This is a genomic window from Aeromonas media (genome assembly GCF_000819985.1).
Taxonomy (GTDB): Bacteria; Pseudomonadota; Gammaproteobacteria; order Enterobacterales; family Aeromonadaceae; genus Aeromonas; species Aeromonas media.
This window is the reverse complement of sequence record NZ_CDBZ01000154.1, coordinates 52533-72581: the sequence shown is the minus strand read 5'-3', so window position 1 is coordinate 72581 and position 20049 is coordinate 52533. Positions and strand designations below refer to the sequence as shown.

Here is a 20049-nt window from a genome sequence, read left to right as displayed (position 1 = left end):
ATGTTCACGATCTCGCCCTGTGTGTAGTCCCAAACATCATCTCTGAATAGAGATTTTGAGGTCACAGGAAACGCCAGTAAATTGAGAATATTTATATCGTCATTTTTACTAGCTTCATTTTTATTGTCTATGTATATTTGAGCAAGTAGTTGCTGCAAGTTACTTTTGAAAAAAACATTATCAACATGCTCAATATTCATAGAGATACACCATCAATCAAGATTGTAGATTCAATATTTAATGATAGCCGTTTAGCAACCTCTAATTCTTTAGCTGAAAATTCAGATCGCTCACCTAATATAGATTCAAGTATATCTATATTATCCTGAATAACTTTTCCATGAGGTGTCAGCATCAACCTTGTATTACGGGCAACCTGAGTATAATCTCGATACAATGCAAATAAATCAGGAAGATGAGATCTTGTAATAATTACATTATTACAAGATAGGCACTTATTGAAGTTTGCACAAGCACTTCCACTCTTGTAGCTATTTAGGGACTTAATGATATCAGGCGGATCAAAGATATTCTTGCACCCACCTAATGGAGTTTTATAAATTACTTCTTGAAAATTTTTTACGCTAACATCATCACCATTAGGTCTGCTTTTTAATTCGTAGCTGTTTTCATATATTTTGGTAAGTGCCGCATAAATTTTACTCCGAGACTGCTTATTAAAATCCATTCTGTCTAAATAAGCTAGAGTAACACCAATATTAGCATGACCCATAATCATTTGTATTTCACGAAGGGGCACACCATTATCAATCAACTCAGAAATGAATGAGGAACGAAAGCGAGTAGCAATGACCTCTACCGCCTCTCCATTTTCATTTTTCAAATCATTGGAAAAATCCTTTAAACAATTCCACATCTGCTCCATTGTTGGAACTATAGGTGCATGCCACTCAGCATCATTGGATTTATTTCTAGCTGTACTGTTACAAATAAAAAGCTTGTTCTTAACGTCATCGCCAGCATTAACTCTGACGTGTTTAGTTATTGCTATAATCGTCTCGAAAATATCTTCAACAACTTTAGCTTGTCCCATAGACAACCAAGTTATGTCACAATTGAATATATCAAGGTGATATTCTTTCGCTCCCGTACTACGCTCTTTCCAATATCTAAGACACGGACGATTTGTTGCATCATGTGAAACCACAAAATCATCAATTTCGAGGTCTATTATTGATGATGGGTTCATCCCTGTGACTTGGATCAACTTAAGATAGAGAGGGATAAGCGCCTTCGCATTTACTATACGCCCAGGCACATTCCATATATCCCATAATTCACTAATGTTCCCATTAAAAATCTTACGCATTTTTAGGCTGGTAAGAGCTCGTATAAAAATGCTTCTTGGATCATCACTATGAGCATCTTTATATCCATCAAAATAAAATGGTATTGAGTCACACTCATGATCGAACCAACTTTTTAATGATTCTAAAGTAATGTTATCACTAACAATAATGCTCCTTTTTCCTCTAGCATTGATAAAATCATGACACTTGACTGATTTCACATATGGTGTAAGCCAAGAGTTTTTTAACTCTACAATCTGTCTATCCAATTTCACTTGGATTAAATTACGTTCTTCTGGGGTATATGGCGTATAAGCCATTGCTTTATTTGAAAATGAGCCAACATCAAAGCCAGATGCATATATGAAAGACCGCCCTTTAAACTCTTCAAAGACTACGAGCCGCTGCAAAGTCAAGTTTAAACAGCTGATGTATGTGTTTGCTTGTGAAGGAGATAGCGTCTTTCCAAGTAAAATATCTTCAATATACGATTTATAACGTAAGGATATATAATCATTGACGCATTCAGCCAGTGATGATGTATGACTTATATTATTCGCTTCCAGATACTTAATAAAGCTAGAATAAGTTGCCAAATAATTTTGTATGGAGGATTTAGCCTTTACTCGTTTAGAAGCCAAAGCAAAAAGCGCCATCAGCGGGCTAGTGTTCTCCATGTGATTTAACGAATCAACACTCTCTGTGAATCCTTCATATTTTCTAGCAATCTTGAAAATAGCCCAAGCACTTTCACCCTCAACAAACTTTTTCCTTTGTTTAGCTTTATCTGTATATGATACGAATGACTTTTCATCGAAATGACCATGTGAAACGATCAATTTATACAACCATTTAAAAAATTCGGCGTATTCTTTGCCGACTACATTATCTTTACCAAGCTTATTTATTGACGTTGAAAAGCCATTAATGCCTAACTTTTTACAAATTGGCAATAATTCAAACGCACGAACTGATATCCGTCCATTTATCAATGGTATATCAGCCAGCACATCTTCATGTTTTCTTATATATAATTTTGCTCGTTCCAACAATCTGATTTTATTACAAGTAATGCCATCATAGTTTGGCCTTATAACACCAGCATTGACAAATGCCTCATATACTTGCGTGAAATGGCGATTTTCATGCATTTGTTTTATTGTGCTAACTTCAACACTGGTCAATTTTGATAAAAACTCACATGACAGACTTACAACACCATCTTTTTTATTTACAAAAGGGATGTTCAATAAAAACTCGGGATCGAAAATTGCCATGATGATGGTAAGCTGCAATTTCCCCAAGTGCTTGTTGCAGTTCATGGCTTTTGCCAAAGCGGTCTCAGCTAAGCAACTCATTTTTTATCTACCAATTTGATACGAGTTTTTGTCGAATCTACAAGTAATTGCATTTTTTCAATGCGAGATTGTATTTCCCCATCCTTGTTAACAATTGAGTCATAAATATCATGTGGGATATTGGTATAACGCTCTGTGGTTTTAATAGATGTATGACCTAGAGATTTCTGGACGAATACAAGCCGATCTAAGAAGTCATGACCACGACCAGTATCTTGTAGAGTCAGATAGGCAAAGCTATGACGGAAAAGATGCGCATGGGCCTTTTTGGATAATGTTCTATTTTTTTCTGCACGTTTAGATATGCGAGTAATGAGAGCGGCGATGGACGCCTTAGTAAATGGGCGACCTTCCGTGTTAAAGAAAATTGGAGCAGTATTTTGATCTGCGTATAGACGCTGGTATCGCTTGTATAAGGGGCTTGAGTGATAGGCTTTCAGGCGATCAAGTGTTGGTTTGGTGATGACTGTGTGACGCTCCTTAACAGAGTCCTGCCGACCCTTCGAGCCATGTATGAGTAATGCTGCATAGCCTGCTTCTACAGCAGGTTTGTCAATGCCGTCAGTGATGTAAGAGCCACTCACAAAGTTCTGGGCCTCTTGTACATCGCCATACGTCACGCGAGGGAGTTCACTGATCCGGACACCAGAATCCAGAAGGAATTGCAGGAGGGTGCGTTCACGCTCGTATGGCGTACAGAACATGAGGTTCTGTACATCACGTACAGATACGGCCTGGACTTGCTTATTGTTGGGCTTGCTAGTGATGGGGTCACTGGGGAAGGGGTTGTTTTCTATAGGGTTCTTATGACGCGTCTTGTCTGTGAAGTAGTCATAAAACGCCCTAATCGTCATCTCTCGATTGGTGACCGTCGATGCCTCTAATTTTAGATCATCAATTTGGTAACGAACCCAGTTTTCAAGTAATGAGAGATGAACATTAAGTAACTTTTCATCTAACGACCACTCATCACTCATGCGGTCATCAATGTACTCAAGAAAGTACCTCATGTTACGGGAGTACGTAACAACGGTTTGCTCGGAGATGCGGCGGTGATTGGCTTCGTGAGACAACCACTCACTTGGATACTCAACCACTTTGAACTGCTTGTCCAAGAACAAAACGCCATCAGCCTTCTGACCAGCCTCAATCTCTATTGAGTCGATCTGTGAGCTAACTATCGGTTCATTCTTCTGTATGACCACATGCATAACTCTGCTCCTAACATCGCTAGGAGCAGTCTAGACCTGCATTGTGCAAACAGCAAATGTTGACAATAAAATGTCTTTGTATTGACTCTTTACTATGCAGCTAGTTCGTATTGTGCAGAATTTGCTGTGTTGTCTAAAAGGAAGACGTCGCAGCTGCGCTGATAGAGCTGGCAGGAGAGCTTGCCGTCCGCCACATAGAACTGGAAGAAGGCATGACAAGGGGCAAGCGCCATCTTGTCCAGCTCACCCACGTTCCAGGCGGAGACTATGATGCGGCGGGAATCCGGGTTGTGCTTGATGTCATCCACCGCCTTCTGGATCTGGTCGATGACGGTGCCATCGGCCGCTGGCCAGGAGCGCCACTGGGCACCGTAGACAGGGCCCAGATCGCCATGCTCGTCGGCCCACTCGTCCCAGATGCTGACGCCGTGCTCTTTCAGGTAGGAGGTGTTGGTGTCGCCATTGAGGAACCACAGCAATTCATGAATGATGGAGCGCAGGTGACACTTCTTGGTGGTGACCAGCGGGAAGCCTTCCGCCAGATTGAAGCGCATCTGATGACCGAACAGGGAGACGGTCCCCGTGCCGGTGCGATCGGATTTGACTGTGCCTTCATCCAGGATCTTCTGCATCAGGTCGAGATAGGCCCTCATTGCTTTGCCTCCTTCGCTGCGTTGCCGAACAACTGCGGACGCTTGTAGGCAACCCAGATCATCAGGGCGCCGATGATGATCATCGGGGTGGAGAGGATCTGGCCCATGCTGATCTCCTGGAAGTAGAGACCCAGCTGACTGTCAGGCTGGCGTACGAACTCCACCAGGAAGCGGAACAGGCCGTAGAACAGCAGGAACATGCCGGAGATGGCGCCCCGTGGCGGGTTCTTGCGCCAGAACAGGTTCAGGATGATGAAGAGCACCACACCTTCCAGGGCGAACTGGTAGAGCTGGGAGGGGTGACGCGGCTCGGGGCCTGCCTCCGGGAAGATGATGGCCCAGGGCACGTCCGTGACCCGGCCCCACAGCTCGCCGTTCATGAAGTTGCCGATACGGCCGACGCCGAGACCGAATGGAATGAGCGGTGCCACAAAGTCCGCCACGGTGAAGAAGTGACGCTTGGTCTTGTGCGCAAACCAGATCATGGCGGTGATGACCCCGATCAGACCGCCGTGGAACGACATGCCCCCGGTCCAGATCTTGAACAGGTAGGTGGGATCGGCCAGGAAGAGATCGAAGTTGTAGAACAGCACATAACCGATACGACCGCCCAGGATCACCCCGAGGAAGCCGTAGAACAGCAGGTCAGACACCTCGTTGCGGGTCCAGCCACTGTTGGGCGCGTCGGCGCGGCGGCCCGCAAGCCACATGGCAAAGGCGAAACCAAACAAATACATGAGACCATACCAGCGTACCGATAGTGGTCCCAAACTGAATGCTACGGGATCAATCTGCGAGAAAACCCAATATCCGTCGTGCTGCATGGCGCGGCCCCAGTCATAAGAAAAGCCGCATTCTCCGATCATTCGTCAGCAGGAACAAGACTGAATATCAATCGGGCAGCTTGGTCTTGTGACCCGCGCGCAGCAAACCGCCAAGACCGTGCTCTTCCAGGTAGCGGGCAAACAGGCCACGGAGCACGTGGGGATTGTCGTGCTTGAGGCCATCGGCCATCAGCGCCTTCAGCTCGCCGAGATCGGATTGACGCAACACGTACTTGATGCGGGAAATGTTGTGGGTGTTCATGCTGAAACGGCGATAGCCCATGGCCAGCAACAGCAGCACGCCGACCGGATCCCCGGCCAGCTCACCGCAGACCGAGACCGGCTTCTGGTAGCGATGGGAGGCATCGACCAGCAGTTGCAGGGCGCGGATCACCGCGGGGTGGAAGGCGTCATAGATACTGGCGACCCGGGCGTTGTTGCGATCCACCGCCAGCAGATACTGGGTCAGGTCATTGCTGCCCACCGACCAGAAGTCGATGAGGGGGGCCATCTCCGGCAGGATGTAGAGGGCGGAGGGCACCTCTATCATCACCCCCAGGCTGGGGTAGCGGATCACCGCATCGCGGCTCGCCGCCTCTTCCGACACTTCACGCCAGGCCTGATCCAGCAGCCGGCGGGAGGCCTTGATTTCACTGACGCTGCTGATCATCGGCAGCATGATGGCCAGATTGTCCAGCCCTTCGCTGGCGCGCAGCATGGCCTTGAGCTGCACCAGGAACAACTCGGGGTGATCCAGGGTGAGCCGGATCCCCCGCCAGCCAAGGAAGGGATTTTCCTCCACGATGGGGAAATAGGGCAATTGCTTGTCCCCCCCTACATCCAGGGTGCGCATGCAGACGGGGCGATCCCGATAGGTCTCCAGGATCCCACGATAGCGCGCCGTCTGCTCCCATTCGGAGGGGAAGCTGTCCTGCAGCATGAAGGGGATCTCGGTGCGATAGAGTCCGACCCCATCCGCCAGATGGTTGAGGGATATCTCGGTGTCGGCGCTGAGGCCGGCGTTGAGCAGCAGGGAGACAGGGGTGCCGTCTGCGGTCTCCGAGGGTTGATTGTCGACGCTGCGCACCAGGGTATCGAGCGCCCGCTCCTCATTGAGCAGTTGCCGGTACTCGGTCAGGATCACCTGATTGGGCTCGATGAAGAGATCGCCGCTGTAGCCGTCGACCACCAGAGTGCGCCCGCCTATATCGCCGAGCGGCAGATCCACCCCCATGATGGCCGCTACCCCCATGGCACGGGCCAGGATGGCGGCATGGGAGTTGGTCCCGCCCTTGAGGGAGACCACACCGCTCAGAAACTCCCGCGGGATCTCGGCGAGTATGGTGGCGGTCACCTCGTCGGCGACCAGCACCACCGGCTCTCCTATGGTGAGCTGCTCGGGTTCGTCCTGCACCAGCCGGCTGATGAGCCGCTGGGCGATGTCTTTCACATCGGTTGAGCGCTCCCGCAGATAGGGATCCTTCATCCCCTTGAACTGATCGATCAGCCGATCGCTGATGATCTTGACCGCGGAGATGGCGGTCCAGTGCTCCTTGCTGACCTTGTTGCGGATCGGCTTGATGTAGCCGGGATCGTTCAGCAGGTGCAGATAGATGTCGAAGACGGCGACCGAGTCCTGGCTGTAGCTCTCGCGAAAGCGCAGCGCCAGGCTCTCCAGATCGTGGCGCACCTCTTCCACCGCAAGCTCCAGCCGAGCCAGCTGCTTGCCGTGCTCCTCATCCTTGCGCGGGGTGATGCTGTTGAGCGCCTTGCGCGGACGCCACACCCAGGCCTTGGCGATGGCGATGCCGCTGGCACCGGCGATGCCACGCAGCGGCTTGCTCCAGTCGGTCTTCTGCAACCAGCCCTTGGCCTGGGCCTGGGCGATGCGGGCCGCCAGTTGCGCCGCCAGGGTGACCATGAAGGACTCTTCCCCTTCATCGAACAGCCGGCTCTCTTTCTGCTGCACCACCAGAATGCCGACCACCTGGCGCTGGTGCATGATGGGGGCGCCGAGGAAGGAGCGAAACGCCTCTTCTGCGACATCGGGCAGAAACTTGAAACTCGGATGAGAAGGGGCATCGGCCAGGTTGATCAGCTCTTCCCGCTGACCCACCAGACCGACTATGCCCTGCTCGAACGGCAGGGTGGCCTTGCCCACCGCCGACTCGGCCAGCCCATCGGTCGCCGCCAGTCGATAGCGGCGCATATCGGGCTCGGCGACATAAACGGAGCAGCAGTCCACCATCATGGCGAGTCGGGTCTGGCTCACCAATGCTTGCAAGGCCTGTTCGAGGGTGTTGGCCTCGGCCATGCTCTCGACGATGCGTCTGAGTTCCGTCAGCAACTAATTGTGCTCCTTAGCGCGAGCGGTTGCGCCGCCCATCCTTTCGATTAACCTGCACCACCGGCACCGGCATGGCCAGCGGGGCAAACTCCTTCATCACCCGGCGGTAAACTTCCCGCTTGAAGGAGACGACCTGACGAACCGGGTACCAGAAGCTGACCCAACGCCAATCATCAAATTCCGGGTGACCATGACAGCCGAACTGGATCCTGGACTCTTTGCCAGGCTCGAGCTGCAACAAAAACCATTTCTGCTTCTGGCCAATACAGACCGGTGAACTGTCCCAGCGAACGAGTCGTTTGGGTAAGCGGTACTTCAGCCAGTTGCGACTGGTCGCCAGTATGGTCACATCGTCGGGCTTGAGGCCTATCTCCTCATACAACTCACGATACATGGCCTGTTCCGGCGATTCACCATCATCAACCCCCCCCTGCGGAAACTGCCAGGAGTGCTGCCCATAGCGCTTAGCCCACAATACTTGCCCGTCACGGTTACAGATCACGATGCCGACATTGGGACGAAATCCGTCGCCATCTATCACGTGATCACCTTATAAAGGCTGAATCTATAAAGAGATTGTTCCACATTCACCCCGTGGCGGCAAACAGGGACTGTCATCTTCCACTCATGAATAACTTGGCATTTCAAGCAAAGTTATAAACAAACCTGAAGGACAAGCTCCGCAAGTTGCCCACCCAGACTGTGCATAAGCCTGTGATCAAGCGGGTATATACAGTAGTTTTATACTACGACTTCAAATCATGCCGTATCATACCCGATTCATATAAAAACAAAATATTCATTTAAATACATATAGTTAATATTTAAAGACTGGATCAAGATCCATGTCTTTTGCGCCCGAGGATCCTGGCTGTCAATTGTGAACAAGTTCGACTGCTCAAAGATCCACCAAGGCTAGTTTATCCACAAGGATGGCGCATTATCTGCACCGATATGGCGAGAAAAATCGGTGTGCTCTCACATTTATTTCTGATGCCAGGCCCTGTATCACCACTTTATGTCAGTTATCCAAGATTTCTGTGGATAACTATGTGCAACAGCCAGGCCAAACCCTTGGACAACTCGTTGCAACCGGGATCCTCCCGTTCTCCAGGCTGGAGAAAAAAGTCAAACTCCTTTAAAATCATTGCCATAGATGATAATTCACAATCTTGCCCCCCCTGTGCATAGTCGGGCAAGGATCGGTTACAAAAACAGCGATCCTCTGTCAGGATCACACTTGTCCACCCCCCTTCTCGTCAACAGGAGCCCCTCATGCCCGCCAACCCACAGTCAGAGCAGGAATTGCTGGCGCGCGCCTACGCCATGGCCGGCTTCACCCTGGCCCAGCTCGCTGCGACGGCCGGCATCCCGGTGCCACGGGATCTCAGACGGGACAAGGGGTGGATCGGTCAGTTGATCGAGTGGCAGCTGGGCGCCAGCGCGGGCAGCCGGCCGGAGCAGGACTTCCCCGATCTCGGCATCGAGCTCAAGACGATCCCGATCGATCCTCAGGGCAAACCACTGGAAACCACCTTCGTCTGCGTCGCTCCCCTCATCGGGATCAGTGGCCAGCGCTGGGAGGAGTCCAATGTGCGCAACAAGCTGTCGCGGGTACTCTGGATCCCGGTGGAGGGCAGCCGCACCATCCCCGTCGGTGAACGCCGGGTAGGCATGCCCTTGCTGTGGAGCCCGAGCGAAGAAGAAGACAGGTTGCTGCGTCAGGATTGGGAGGAGCTGATGGACATGATAGTGCTGGGGGAGGTGGAGCAGATCAGCGCCCGCCACGGTCAGGTCATGCAACTGCGCCCCAAGGCGGCCAACAGCAAGGCGCTGACTCGCGCCATTGGCCGCAATGGCCAGCCGATCCAGACACTGCCAAGGGGGTTCTACCTCAAGATTGAGTTCACTCACCAATTGCTTCGGCGTCATTTCGCCCTGCCTGCCTGACGATTGCTATCAACATCTTTGTCATAAGGTGATATAAAAATGAGCAGCGCTACTTTCTTCGCAGTCAGTGACAAGGAGTCGATATGCCGATCAACAAGCAATTTCTCAAGTCCCGCCCCGAGGTCAAGGTGACCTTCGCAGTGGAAAAAGAGGCCGCAGGCGAGGCCGAACAGGTCTTGCTGCTGGGGGAGTTCAGCCAGTGGCAACCCATTGAATTGAAAAGAATGAAGAGCGGGGAGTTCAAGGCGACCCTCAACCTTCCCACCGATGGCCCCAGCCATTTCGAGTATTGCTATCAACTGGTGCAGCCAGACGGGGAGACCCGTTATGACAACGACTGGGAAGCGGACGACTATGTGCCCGGCCCCTTCGGGCGCGACAACTCTGTGGTGCGGGTCAGCCAGCCTGGCTGAAGCCGGCCTGTGCGAAACCCACATACAAAAAAGGCTCGCCATTGGCGAGCCTTTTCACTACCTGTCGAGCTATTCGTCGACATACCGACACCAATTCGAATCGAATTAGTTGAGCTTCTCTTTGATACGAGCAGCTTTGCCGGACAGGTTGCGCAGGTAGTACAGCTTGGCGCGGCGAACATCACCACGGCGCTTCAGTTCTACACTGTGGATCAGCGGAGAGTGAGTCTGGAATACACGCTCAACACCTTCGCCGTTGGAGATCTTGCGAACGGTGAAAGCAGAGTGCAGACCGCGGTTACGCTTGGCAATAACGATGCCTTCGAAAGCCTGCAGACGCTCTTTACCACCTTCTTTAACACGAACTTGAACACGTACGGTGTCGCCCTGGGCAAAAGCCGGGATGTCGGTACGCAGTTGCTCTTGTTCAAGCTGCTGAATAATCTTGCTCATTGTCTTTCCTTACCTAGGATAAACTGAAAACTCTACTTAACGCTGTCACGCACTTCGCGGACATACTCGGCAAGAAGTGATTCTTGCTCGTCAGTCAGAGCTAGGTTGTTAATAAGTTCCGGCCTTCTCTGCCAGGTTCGTCCGAGCGACTGCTTGAGACGCCAGCGCCGAATCACTTCGTGATTGCCGCTTGTCAGCGCCTCGGGCACCGCCATTCCATCCAACAACTCCGGCCGAGTGTAGTGGGGATGATCCAGCAGGCCATCCGTGAAGGAGTCCTGCTCGGCACTGGCCTGATCGCCCAGGACCCCCGGGACCAGACGCGAAACCGCATCGATCAGGGTCATGGCAGGCAACTCGCCACCACTTAACACGTAATCCCCGATAGACCACTCTTCGTCGACTTCGGTTTGTATCACGCGTTCATCGATACCTTCGTATCGACCGGCGACCAGAATCAGTTTCTGATTCGTCGCCAACTCGGTTACGCCCGCTTGAGTCAGCTTGCGCCCCTGAGGAGAGAGATAGATGACTTTCGCCCCGTCTCCCGCCGCTTGCTTGGCTGCATGAATCGCATCACGCAGCGGCTGAACCATCATCAGCATCCCAGGTCCACCACCATAAGGACGATCATCGACCGTACGGTGTTTGTCGTGGGTGAAATCCCGAGGGTTCCAGCACTCAATCTGCAGCAGGCTACTCTTGACGGCCCGACCCGTTACCCCGTGCTCGGTAATGGCTCGGAACATTTCCGGGAAGAGGCTAATCACCCCAATCCACATAAGAAACCTCCGGCACCCGTGTTAGCGCGGGAAACTAGAAACCAGGATCCCAATCAACTTCGATTGTTCGAGCAGTCAGATCAATATTCTTGATCACCTGCTCTTCCAGGAACGGGATCAGCCGCTCCTTTGCACCAAAGGCATCTTTTACATTGGCCTCAACCACCAACACATCGTTGGAGCCGGTTTCCATCAATTCGGTCACCTTGCCCAGGTCGTATCCCTTGGTAGTCATCACGGAGCAACCAATCAGGTCACGCCAGTAGAACTCACCTTCAGGCAACGCAGGCAACAGATCGGCGGCTACGCCAATCTCGACATTGGTCAATGCCAGGGCATCCTCGCGCACATCGATACCATCGAGCTTGCAGATCAGACCCTTGTTGTGACGCTTCCAGGCCGAAACCTGAATCTCACGCCATACCCCGTTCTGATTGATCAGCCAGGGGTTGTAATCGAAAATCGCTTCGGCAACATCGGTGAAGGAGTTCACTTTAAGCCAGCCCTTGATGCCGTAAACGGTACCCAGGGTGCCCAGAACTATAGGTTTTTCCACCTTAACTCCTTACCGCTTGGCTGATTAAGCAGCTTTTTTAGCGTCTTTGATCAGCTTGGCAACACGGTCAGAAACAGTGGCACCAGTAGCAACCCAATGCTCGATACGAGCCAGGTCCAGGTTCAGCTTTTCAGCGTTACCAGCAGCAACCGGGTTGAAGAAACCAACGCGCTCGATGAAGCGACCGTCACGGGCGCAACGGCTGTCAGAAACTACTACCTGGTAGAACGGACGCTTTTTCGCGCCACCACGTTGTAAACGAATGGTTACCATATCGTCCTCATGAACATCTAATGAACAAGGCCTGCAAATACGCAGACCCTAGCTTAAAATAAGCCGCGTAATTCTACTTGGATTCGTAATAATTGCAACCAAGCCTGCTATTTTTTGCGCAGGAGTTGGCATGAAAAAGGCTCACCGAAGTGAGCCTTTTTGCCTGACAAGCAGGAAAATCAGAACGGACCGCGCCCGCCACCACCGAATCCGGGTGGCAGCATGTTCTTCATCTGGCCCATCATCTTGCGCATGCCACCCTTGCCGGACATCTTCTTCATCATGCGCTGCATCTCGGTGAACTGCTTGAGCAGCTTGTTCACGTCCTGCACCTGCATGCCGGAACCCGCGGCGATGCGACGCTTGCGGGAGCCCTTGATGAGATCGGGATGAGCACGCTCCTTGGGCGTCATGGAGCTGATGATGGCCTCCATCCGCACTGTGATCTTGTCATCCATCTGATCTTTCACGTTATCCGGCAGACCGGACATGCCGGGCAACTTGTCGAGCATGCCCATCATGCCGCCCATGTTGCGCATCTGGGCCAGCTGCTCGCGGAAATCTTCCAGATCGAAGCCCTTGCCGCTCTTGACCTTGTTGGCCAGCTTGGCGGCTTTTTCCTTGTCGACGTTGCGTTCCACCTCTTCGATGAGCGACAGCACGTCCCCCATGCCGAGGATGCGGGATGCGAGTCGATCCGGGTGGAAGGGCTCAAGGGCATCGGTCTTCTCGCCCATACCGATGAACTTGACCGGCTTGCCGGTGATGTGGCGCACCGACAGGGCGGCACCGCCGCGGGCGTCGCCGTCCGCCTTGGTGAGGATGACGCCGGTGAGCGGCAGCGCTTCGTTGAACGCCTTGGCGGTATTGGCAGCATCCTGACCTGTCATGGCATCCACCACGAACAGGGTCTCGACCGGCTTGATGGTGGCGTGGAGATCCTGGATCTCCGCCATCATCTCGGTGTCCACGTGCAGACGACCGGCGGTATCGACGATCACCACGTCATAGAATTTCTTGCGCGCCTGATCGATGGCGGCGGTGGCGATCGCCACCGGCTTCTGGGTCACATCGCTTGGGAAGAAATCGACCGAGATGTCATTGGCCAGGGTCTCGAGCTGCTTGATCGCCGCCGGGCGGTAGACGTCGGCACTGACCACCAGCACCTTCTTCTTGTGGCGCTCCTTGAGCAGCTTGGCGAGCTTGCCCACAGTCGTGGTCTTACCGGCACCCTGCAGGCCCGCCATCAGGATGATGGCCGGCGGCTGTGCGGCCAGATTGAGCTGCTCGTTCGCCTCTCCCATGACGGAGACCAGCTCGCCATGCACTATCTTGATGAAGGCCTGGCCCGGGCTCAGGGACTTGGCCACTTCCTGGCCGACTGCACGCTCTTTCACGCGGGCAACGAAGTCACGCACCACCGGCAGGGCCACGTCCGCCTCGAGCAGCGCCATGCGTACTTCACGCAAGGTATCCTTGATGTTCTCTTCGGTCAGTCGGCCACGGCCACTGACATTGCGCAGGGTGCGCGAGAGTCGTTCAGTCAAATTCTCAAACATGACGCATTCCGATTCTTGGCGTAACTAGTGGGGCATTATACCCCAGTCAGCACTGTGGGGACGATTACTCACCGCTTGAGGCGGTGACCCGCCATCGAATGAGCGGGTGTAACAAATGGAGGGCATTATACCCCAGTCAACGCCGGAGGACGATTATTCGCCGCACGGGGCTGTCAGCTGCTACTTATATATGGGCAGTTAGCCCCTGGCACAACTGGCGAGCATATCTTGTGCAAGGTATACTGCCCCTCTTATCCATAAAAGCTTGTTCGACAACGACCTGGTTATGATCGTGATCTCTGTTCTGGCCCTGGCGTTTTACCTGCTGGCCATCATCGCCTCTCTGCACCTGCTGCTCAGCGCCAAGCCCGTCGGGCAGGTGTCGCTGTTTGCCTGTGTCGGCCTGGCCCTGACTGCACATGGTGTGGCGGTGGGAAGCGAGGTGCTGGCCACCCATTCCGGCCAGAATCTCAGCATGTTGAACGTCGCCTCCCTGGTCAGCCTCATCATCAGCGGCTTCATGACCTGCGTTACCCGCCGTTTCAACGGCTGGATCCTGCTGCCCGTGGTCTACAGTTTCTCGGCCTTGCTGCTCGCCGCCAGCGCCCTGATTCCGGGCCGCTACATCACTCATCTGGAAGCGCACCCCCAACTGCTGCTGCACATCGGGCTCGCCTTGATGGCCTATTCGGTACTGATGATCGCCTGCCTGTTTGCGCTGCAGCTTGCCTGTCTGGATCGGCAGCTGAAGTCCAGAAAGATAAGCCATCTGCCCGCCATGCCGCCCCTGATGACGGTGGAGAAGCGTCTGTTCCAGCTCATCTCCGCGGGCCTGTTGCTGCTGACCCTCTCCATCGCCTCGGGTCTGTTCTTCCTGGAAGACATGTTTGCCCAGGGCAAATCCCACAAGGCCATCCTCTCGATCCTGGCCTGGTGCGTCTACGCCTTGCTGCTGTGGGGTCACCACACCCGTGGCTGGCGTGGTCGCAAGGTCATCATGCTGAGCCTCATCGGCAGCGTCATCCTGACCCTGGCTTACTTTGGCAGCCGCTTCGTCAAGGAAGTCTTGCTGAGCTGACGGTTCAGCACCCCAAAAACCACCCCAACAGGAGCCCTTCTTGGACAGTATCTCAACGAGCACATTACTGATTGTTCTCGTTATTTTGATTGTGTTGTCAGCCTTCTTCTCCAGTTCCGAAACCGGTCTGATGTCCCTCAACCGCTACAAGCTGCGGCATCTGGCCCAAACCAAACACAAGGCAGCCCGTCGGGTCGAAAAGCTGCTGGCCCGACCGGATCGCCTGCTTGGCCTCATCCTCATCGGCAACAACCTGGTCAACATTCTGGCCTCCGCCATCGCCACCATCGTCTGCATCCGGCTGTTTGGGGATCTCGGCGTCGCCATCGCCACCTTCGGCCTCACCCTGGTGGTGCTGGTGTTCGGGGAAGTCACCCCCAAGACACTGGCGGCCATGTTTCCCGAGCGCATCGCCTATCCCGCCTCCTGGGTCCTCAAGGGGCTGATGGTGCCCTTCGCCCCGCTGGTCTGGCTCATCAACAGCATCACCAACCTCTTGCTCAAGCTGCTGCGCCTCGAACATCGCAAGGATGACTCCCTCAACACCGAAGAGCTGCGCACCATAGTCAACGAGGCGGGCAGCCTCATCCCCCAGCGCCATCAGGAGATGCTGATCAGCATTCTGGATCTGGACAAGATGACGGTGGAAAACATCATGGTGCCGCGCAGCGAGATCTCTGCCATCGACATCAATGACGACTGGAAGAGCATACTGCGCCAGCTGGCCCACTGCGCCCACACCAAGATCCTGCTCTATCGCGACAATATTGACGACGTTGTCGGATTTTTACACTCTCGTGACGCCCTCAGGCTCGTCGCCAGGGACCAGTTCAGCAAGTCCAGCCTGCTGCGGGAAGTCGATCCCATCTACTTCATTCCACAAGGCACGCCGCTCAACGTGCAGCTGGCCAAGTTCCAGCGCAACAAGGAGAGGATCGGGCTGATTGTCGACGAGTATGGCGATATTCAGGGGCTGATCACCCTGGATGACATCCTGGAAGAGATAGTGGGCGACTTCACCACCTCCATGGCCCCGGCGCCGAGCGACGAGATCCACCCCCAGCCGGACGGATCCTTCCTGGTGGAAGGCTCCGCCAGCATCCGCGAGCTGAACAAGGAGATGCACTGGCACCTGCCCATCGACGGCCCGCGCACCCTCAACGGGGTGATTCTGGAGTACCTGGAGGAGATCCCCCAGCCCAACATCAGTGTCAGGCTGGCGGGTTACCCCATCGAAATCCTCGAAGTGGAAAACAACATGGTGAAGATGGCGAGGATCATGCCACACCTCTACCGTAACGAGTCAGGTTACGAGGATTGAAAAAAGGCTGCCGATGGCAGCCTTTTTTGTCTCACTCGCTCTCGTCATCCGGCTCCAGCACCAGGGTCGGGATCAACTCGCCAAACACCTGCTGCAGCTCGTCGCGGTTGGCCAGCAAGTCTTGCAGCGTATAGCCGTCCATCACCGCCAGGAAGGCGTTCATCGCCTCCTTCAGTGCACTCTTGAGCAGGCAGACAGAGACAATATGGCAGACGGGGGAACCGCAGTCGATCCCATCCAGATTGCCTTCCAGCGCCCGGATCACCTGGCCTATGTTCACGCTCTCAGGGGAACAGGCCATGCGGATCCCGCCATTCTTGCCACGCTGGGACTGCAGATAACCCAGCTTCACCAGCTGGTTCACCACCTTCACCATGTGATTGCGAGAGACGTCATACAAGGCAGACACCTTGGCCACGCTCGACAATTCCCCCTCCGGCAACGTGGCCAGATAGAGCAGGGCTCTCAATCCAAAATCGGTATAGCTTGTTAGTCTCATAGTGCCTGTGGCGCATAGCGCAAAGAATTGATGATTGATCCAGATCAATTAAACATTTAGGATGCAACTTATTAAGTGACATTCCAGATGTTCAATTAGAAAGGACCTCCTATGTTAGACCAAGCCACCATCGCCGTCATCAAGAGCACCATTCCTTTGCTCGAATCGGCGGGGCCTGCCCTTACCCAGCACTTCTACCAGCGCATGTTCAGCCACAACCCCGAGTTGAAGGATGTGTTCAACCTGGCTCATCAGCGCAGTGGCGGCCAACCCCTGGCCCTGTTCAGCGCAGTGGCGGCCTACGCCAGGAATATAGACAACCTGGGGGCCCTGGCCGGTGCCGTGGAACGCATCGCCCACAAGCACACGGGTTTCCTGATCCAGCCGGAACAATATCACATTGTGGGTAGTCATCTCTTGGCCACGCTCAAAGAAATGGGTGGCAGCGCGGTGACTGACGAGGTATTGGAGGCCTGGGGCAAGGCTTATGGGGTGCTGGCCGATATCTTTATCGGCCGGGAGGGCGAGCTCTACCGGGAGAAGGCGAGCGAGATCGGCGGCTGGCAAGGTGCTCGCGCTTTCCTCATCAAGGAGAAGCGCCAGGAGAGCGAGCTTGTCACCTCCTTCGTGCTGGCCCCCGTCGACGGCAAGCCCGTACTGCGCTTCAAGCCGGGGCAATATATCAGCATCAGGCTCAATCACCCGACACTGGAGCATCAGGAGATCCGCCAATACTCCCTCTCCGATGCCCCTAATGGCCGCGACTACCGCATCAGCGTCAAGCGCGAGCCCCAGGGCCAGGCCTCCAACCTGCTGCATGACCAGCTTCACATCGGTGACGAGGTGGCGCTGATGCCACCGGCGGGGGACTTCTTCCTGCAGACCGAGACGGCCACCCCAGTGGTACTGATCTCCGCCGGAGTGGGTCTGACCCCCATGCTGAGCATGCTGAACCAGTTGCTGGCTGAACAAGCGGGGACTGAAATCCGCTGGCTGCACGCTTGCGAGCATGGCGCCCAGCATGCCTTCAAGGAAGAGATCCAGATAAAGAGCAGCCAGCACGCCAGCTTGCAGAGCCGGGTCTGGTATAGGACACCTGCCGAACAGGACGTGCAGGGGCAAGATTACGACTTCAGCGGCACCCTGGCGCTGGAACAGGTCACTGACCTCATCCCGGCCAACGCTCACTACTACTTCTGCGGCCCCCTGGGCTTTATGAAGGCTGTGAAAGATCAGCTGAGCAGTTTGGGCGTCCCCGCAGACAGAATGCATTACGAGGTGTTCGGCCCCCATCAGGATCTCTGATCCCGCCTCCTGACAGGGAAAATGAACAAGGCCCACGAACGCAGGTTCGCGGGCCTTGTTGTATCGAGTGGCCTGGCTTGCCGGACTTAGTGCATCGCCTTGGCGCGGGCGATGGCATTGGCGGGCATGCGATTACCGAGTCGGCTCAGCAGGCTAGCCGCCTTCTGGTGGGTCGCCTTGTCGCCGATGACGGCGCCGTGCAGCCAGTGGTAGGCCTCCTCGTAATCCAGCGGACTGCCCATACCCTGCAACAGCATCTCGACCCACTCTATCTGGGCCCGCTGGAAACCCAGGCTGGCAGCCTCCCGCATCAGGGTCTCGGCCCGTACCAGGTCCTTCTGGACCAGGATGCCTTTCCAGTAGTAGCGCCCCAGCTGCTCCAGTGCGGGAGCCAGGCCCTGATTGGCCGCCTCCCACATGTATTGCACGCCTACCTGGGCATCCGGCTTGGTGCAGACGCCCCAGGCCAGCATGTCCCCCCACAGGAACTGATAGGCCGGGATCTTCATCACAGAGGCGCGTGCCTCTATGTCCTGGGTCAGCTGGCACCTGTCCTGCTTCACCCGGGTCAGATGACGTCCCTGCTCTATCCAGTTGAGCAGCTCGTCCTGCCGATAGAGCGGCACAGCCTGCAGCTCTCCCTTGGCCAGGGATCCAGGATTCACCGCCCTGGGCAGCGGAGCAGCCGCCGGGGTTGATGCCACTGGAGCGGGTGCATCAACGCTCGACAGCACAGGGGTCGGAGCAGCGGCAGCCGTAGGCAACGCTGCCGACGCCACCGGCGCTGGGGCAACGGCAGCTGACGGTACAGGTGCGATGGCCGGTAGAGTCGCTGATGCAACCTGTGCTGATGACGGGGCGGTCGATGGCAAAGCCGCCGAGGGGGTCGGGACTGTGGTGGCCGCCACCGACTGGGTTTGTGTGGCCGCCGAGATCGGCTCGGCCCCCTGCAAGGGGAGGCTGCACAAACCGACGAGGCCGATGAGGGTACTGGGTTTCATCATAGGGATCTCCTGCTGCCCTCTTTATCGGCAGCCGGGTCCATCTCCTTAGTCCGCCATGGCAAACCCCGGAAATGACAAAGGGGAGCCTGGGCTCCCCTCATGATCGACGCTGCGGCTTACTTGACGAAGTCGACACCCAGCTGGATATCGGCCTTCAGGGTAGCCAGCATGCTGTCCATGGACTCTTGCTCGAAGGCGCTCAGCTTGCCGTAGTCCAGCACGCTCTCGACACCGTTCTTGCCCAGCAGCACCGGCTGCGCGAAGAAGGTGGCGTGCTCGCCGTTGCCTTCCACATAGGCGCACTCGATGACATTGGCTTCGCCCTGCAGACCCTTGATGAGGGACAGACCGAAACGGCAAGCAGCCTGACCCATGGAGAGAGTGGCAGAACCGCCACCGGCCTTGGCTTCCACCACTTCGGTACCGGCATTCTGGATGCGCTTGGTCATGGCAGCCGCTTCTTCCGCGGTGAAGCTGGCCCCTTCGATCTGGGACAGCAGCGGCAGAATGGTCACGCCACTGTGGCCACCGATCACGTTGACGCGGATCTTGTCGATGTTCAGGCCCTTGGCCTCGGCCACGAAGGTCTCGCCACGGATGACGTCCAGGGTGGTCACGCCGAACAGACGACGCTTGTCATAGACGCCGGCCTTCTTCAGCACTTCGGCGGCGATGGCGACCGTGGTGTTGACCGGGTTGGTGATGATGCCGATCAATGCCTGCGGGCAGGAGGCGGCACACTTCTCCACCAGGTTCTTGACGATACCGGCGTTGATGTTGAACAGATCGGAACGATCCATGCCGGGCTTGCGCGCCACGCCGGCAGAGATCAGCACGACATCGGCGCCGACCAGAGCCGGGCTCGGATCTTCACCGCAGAAACCTTTTACTTTCACGTCAGTCGGAATATGGCTCAGGTCCGCCGCCACGCCCGGAGTGACCGGGGCAATGTCATACAGGCTCAACTCGGAACCGGCAGGCAGGCGATTTTTCAACAGCAGAGCAAGGGCTTGGCCGATGCCACCGGCGGCACCCAGAACGGCAACTTTCATGATCAACTCCATGTCTAAGCGTAGGTTTAAGGTTGTTTCTAGTTGGGTTAACGCTGTTTCTTATTGTGCGCCTCACCTTAAAGGATCCCCTGCTAAAAAAC

Annotated in this window: 19 protein-coding genes and 1 pseudogene; 5 read left to right on the top strand and 15 right to left on the bottom strand. The window is 54.7% G+C overall.

The genetic code is table 11. From position 1 onward, the window contains the following. The 7 genes and pseudogenes from BN1127_RS22820 to rppH all read right to left on the bottom strand — a co-directional run. A partial coding sequence (locus tag BN1127_RS22820; RefSeq protein ID WP_231557487.1) for a hypothetical protein occupies positions 1-200 on the bottom strand: 200 nt, incomplete at its 3' end. Next, the gene (locus tag BN1127_RS21605; protein ID WP_197069653.1) at positions 197-2644 is read right to left on the bottom strand and encodes a tyrosine-type recombinase/integrase; all 2448 of its coding nucleotides are present in this window, start codon (positions 2642-2644) and stop codon (positions 197-199) included. The genes BN1127_RS21605 and BN1127_RS22820, both read right to left, overlap by 4 nt. Before the next feature lie 20 nt (positions 2645-2664). Next, the gene (locus tag BN1127_RS13525) at positions 2665-3879 is read right to left on the bottom strand and encodes a tyrosine-type recombinase/integrase (protein WP_042649815.1); all 1215 of its coding nucleotides are present in this window, start codon (positions 3877-3879) and stop codon (positions 2665-2667) included. A gap of 101 nt (positions 3880-3980) precedes the next feature. Further along, a pseudogene (thyA, locus tag BN1127_RS13520) lies at positions 3981-4532 on the bottom strand (thymidylate synthase); the annotation flags it as partial. After that, positions 4529-5356: a prolipoprotein diacylglyceryl transferase gene (lgt, locus tag BN1127_RS13515; RefSeq protein ID WP_041207083.1), complete on the bottom strand. Its 828-nt coding sequence runs from the start codon at positions 5354-5356 to the stop codon at positions 4529-4531. The gene lgt and the pseudogene thyA, both read right to left, overlap by 4 nt. Before the next feature lie 67 nt (positions 5357-5423). Continuing rightward, the gene (gene ptsP / locus BN1127_RS13510; protein ID WP_042649813.1) at positions 5424-7703 is read right to left on the bottom strand and encodes a phosphoenolpyruvate--protein phosphotransferase; all 2280 of its coding nucleotides are present in this window, start codon (positions 7701-7703) and stop codon (positions 5424-5426) included. Between the two features lie 13 nt (positions 7704-7716). Further along, positions 7717-8244, bottom strand: coding sequence for an RNA pyrophosphohydrolase (rppH, locus tag BN1127_RS13505; protein WP_041206409.1), 528 nt, complete (start codon positions 8242-8244; stop codon positions 7717-7719). Between the two features lie 734 nt (positions 8245-8978). On the opposite strand from rppH, the gene mutH reads away from it, so the two are divergent. Continuing rightward, complete coding sequence (gene mutH / locus BN1127_RS13500) at positions 8979-9653, top strand: DNA mismatch repair endonuclease MutH (protein WP_042649812.1); 675 nt, start codon at positions 8979-8981, stop codon at positions 9651-9653. Between the two features lie 83 nt (positions 9654-9736). Then, on the top strand, positions 9737-10066 hold the full coding sequence (locus BN1127_RS13495; protein ID WP_025325698.1) for an isoamylase early set domain-containing protein: 330 nt from the start codon (positions 9737-9739) through the stop codon (positions 10064-10066). Positions 10067-10171: 105 nt separating this feature from the next. On the opposite strand, the gene rplS is transcribed toward BN1127_RS13495, so the two are convergent. The 5 genes from rplS to ffh form a co-directional block, all read right to left on the bottom strand. Further along, complete coding sequence (gene rplS, locus BN1127_RS13490; RefSeq protein ID WP_005313505.1) at positions 10172-10519, bottom strand: 50S ribosomal protein L19; 348 nt, start codon at positions 10517-10519, stop codon at positions 10172-10174. Between the two features lie 32 nt (positions 10520-10551). Further along, positions 10552-11301 (bottom strand): tRNA (guanosine(37)-N1)-methyltransferase TrmD, encoded by a 750-nt coding sequence (trmD, locus tag BN1127_RS13485; RefSeq protein WP_042649811.1) that lies wholly within the window; start codon positions 11299-11301, stop codon positions 10552-10554. Between the two features lie 34 nt (positions 11302-11335). Further along, complete coding sequence (gene rimM / locus BN1127_RS13480) at positions 11336-11857, bottom strand: ribosome maturation factor RimM (RefSeq protein WP_005332346.1); 522 nt, start codon at positions 11855-11857, stop codon at positions 11336-11338. 24 nt (positions 11858-11881) lie between these two features. Then, positions 11882-12130: a 30S ribosomal protein S16 gene (gene rpsP / locus BN1127_RS13475; RefSeq protein WP_042649810.1), complete on the bottom strand. Its 249-nt coding sequence runs from the start codon at positions 12128-12130 to the stop codon at positions 11882-11884. 179 nt (positions 12131-12309) lie between these two features. Continuing rightward, positions 12310-13689: a signal recognition particle protein gene (gene ffh / locus BN1127_RS13470; RefSeq protein WP_042649809.1), complete on the bottom strand. Its 1380-nt coding sequence runs from the start codon at positions 13687-13689 to the stop codon at positions 12310-12312. 286 nt (positions 13690-13975) lie between these two features. Between ffh and BN1127_RS13465 the strand changes: the two genes are divergently transcribed. Together BN1127_RS13465 and BN1127_RS13460 are read left to right on the top strand one after the other, a co-directional pair. Next, the gene (locus BN1127_RS13465) at positions 13976-14767 is read left to right on the top strand and encodes a cytochrome C assembly family protein (protein WP_042649821.1); all 792 of its coding nucleotides are present in this window, start codon (positions 13976-13978) and stop codon (positions 14765-14767) included. A gap of 40 nt (positions 14768-14807) precedes the next feature. After that, a complete protein-coding gene (locus tag BN1127_RS13460) occupies positions 14808-16088 on the top strand; it encodes an HlyC/CorC family transporter (RefSeq protein WP_041206412.1) in 1281 nt (426 codons plus the stop codon). A gap of 31 nt (positions 16089-16119) precedes the next feature. Here the strand turns inward: BN1127_RS13460 and BN1127_RS13455 are convergent, their stop codons facing one another. Further along, positions 16120-16587 (bottom strand): Rrf2 family transcriptional regulator, encoded by a 468-nt coding sequence (locus BN1127_RS13455; RefSeq protein WP_041206413.1) that lies wholly within the window; start codon positions 16585-16587, stop codon positions 16120-16122. A 111-nt stretch (positions 16588-16698) separates the two neighbouring features. Here BN1127_RS13455 and hmpA point away from each other — a divergent pair, with 111 nt between their 5' ends. Continuing rightward, positions 16699-17892, top strand: a complete 1194-nt coding sequence (gene hmpA, locus BN1127_RS13450) for an NO-inducible flavohemoprotein (protein WP_042649808.1) — start codon at positions 16699-16701, stop codon at positions 17890-17892. Positions 17893-17978: 86 nt separating this feature from the next. Here the strand turns inward: hmpA and BN1127_RS13445 are convergent, their stop codons facing one another. Continuing rightward, a complete protein-coding gene (locus tag BN1127_RS13445; protein ID WP_231557486.1) occupies positions 17979-18557 on the bottom strand; it encodes a tetratricopeptide repeat protein in 579 nt (192 codons plus the stop codon). Positions 18558-19012: 455 nt separating this feature from the next. Beyond that, positions 19013-19948 (bottom strand): malate dehydrogenase, encoded by a 936-nt coding sequence (gene mdh / locus BN1127_RS13440; RefSeq protein ID WP_041206414.1) that lies wholly within the window; start codon positions 19946-19948, stop codon positions 19013-19015. Positions 19949-20049 lie beyond the last annotated feature (101 nt).